A 1,489-nucleotide genomic window follows, 5' to 3' on the forward strand; every position below is an offset into this window, starting at 1 on the left:
CCGAGTCGCGCTCGCGCTCGGCCCGTTGGCGGGCGTTGTTGGCCTGCTCGGACGCGGCCAGGGCCTGCTGCAGCTCGCGCTGCACCTGCGTCAGCTGGGCCTTGAGGCCGTCGCGCTCCGCTTCCAGCTGCTCGACGTCGGCCACCAGCTTGCGGATCTGGGTGACCGAGTCGCGGACCTGGTCCTTCAGCTCGTCGATCTCGTTCTGCTGGTCGAGCGTGCGCCGGTTTTGGATCTCGCGCTCGGTGGCGTACTGGCGCTCGCGCTCGGTGGCCCGCTCGCGCTGGGCGTCGTAAGTGCGGGTCAGGCTCTGCAGCGACGTGCTGAGCGTGTCCACCGCCGTTTGCAGGGCCTGCACCCGTTCGTTTTCGGCGCGCTTCGCGTCCACTCTGATGCTCTCGGCATCATTCTTGATGCTCTCGGCATTGTTGCGTTCTCGCTGAGCGTCGCCCCGGTATTTGACGACAGCCGCGACCAGCCCGCCCAGCAACGTAAACAGGGCCGTGATCGCCGCTGCGGTTTCTGCATTCATAAAGCGTCCTCTCTATGCTGTGACCAGCTCGTAATCGCCCGGATAGGCGACCATGCGGAACGGGATGCGCGTGGCGCTGGTCGGGATGCCGTCGTTGTCGTGGTAGCTGAACACAAACGTGCCGCTGGTCGCGGCGGGCATGATGGACGTGCCGGATGCCCGCTCTAGCGAAAACACGTAGTTGCCTGGCGGAACGAACAGGGGGGTAGCGAGCGGCATCGACTGGTCGTTGGTCGAGCCGCCGACGGTGACCGGGCCGAGCGTGAACATCAGCGCGCCGGTGAGCGTGCTGTCGATCGCCGCGCCGTCCTCGCCGTAATACCACTTGACGTAATAGTCCCCCGCCGCCGCGAGGTCGATGATCAGCTCGGTCAGCAGGATCGGCCTCAGGATGCGGACCTGCGCGTTGGCGCGCACGTAGTTCGAGGCCGTGCTGCCCGTCCGCGCGACGCCCTCCGTCGTGGGGCTGCCCGCCAGGTTGACGCGCATCAGGTTAGTCGTCGTGCCGCCGCCCAGGCTGCCGACCTGCACCTTCTTTTTGACGTTGCTCGCCTCGCTGTCTTCGATGATCAACAGGTCCGCGCTGACCGGCGTAGCCTTTGCGGTGAGCGCCGCAATCTCGCCCGCCTGATTGGTATGGATGGCCGCGGCGTCGGTCGTGGATCCTGCCGGCAGGTCGTCGAGTGCCGTCTTGCGCAGGCCGCTGGCGGTCAGTACCGGCACGTAGCTGGTCGCAGCCACCGGTGCAGCCTCCTCGGTCAGCGCGGCGATGTCCAGCTCGGCGCCGACCTCGGTCGCGTCGTTGAGGCTGTCGTCGGCCAGCAGCCAGGCGATCCCGCCCCCATCGACAAAATCGAGCGCCGCGCGCTGCGTGAGCGGGGTGCCGTTGTCCTGAATCTCGTGGCCGCCGCTGGAGGATGGTTGCCACCTTGGGGTGGGCGGAAAAGCCCCCGGGCA

The 1,489-nt window shown here is 67.4% G+C and carries 2 protein-coding genes; both read right to left on the reverse strand.

Annotation, left to right across the window (positions count from 1 at the left end):
- Nucleotides 1-532, reverse strand: a 532-nt coding sequence (locus V7116_RS17880; RefSeq protein ID WP_324393325.1) for a hypothetical protein, incomplete at its 3' end; no start/stop codon positions are given.
- 12 nt (nt 533-544) lie between these two features.
- On the reverse strand, nt 545-1,489 hold a 945-nt coding region (locus V7116_RS17885; RefSeq protein WP_324393326.1), incomplete at its 5' end, for a hypothetical protein.

The sequence above is a fragment of the Aggregatilinea sp. genome (genome assembly GCF_036822615.1).
Lineage (GTDB): Bacteria > Chloroflexota > Anaerolineae > Aggregatilineales > Aggregatilineaceae > Aggregatilinea.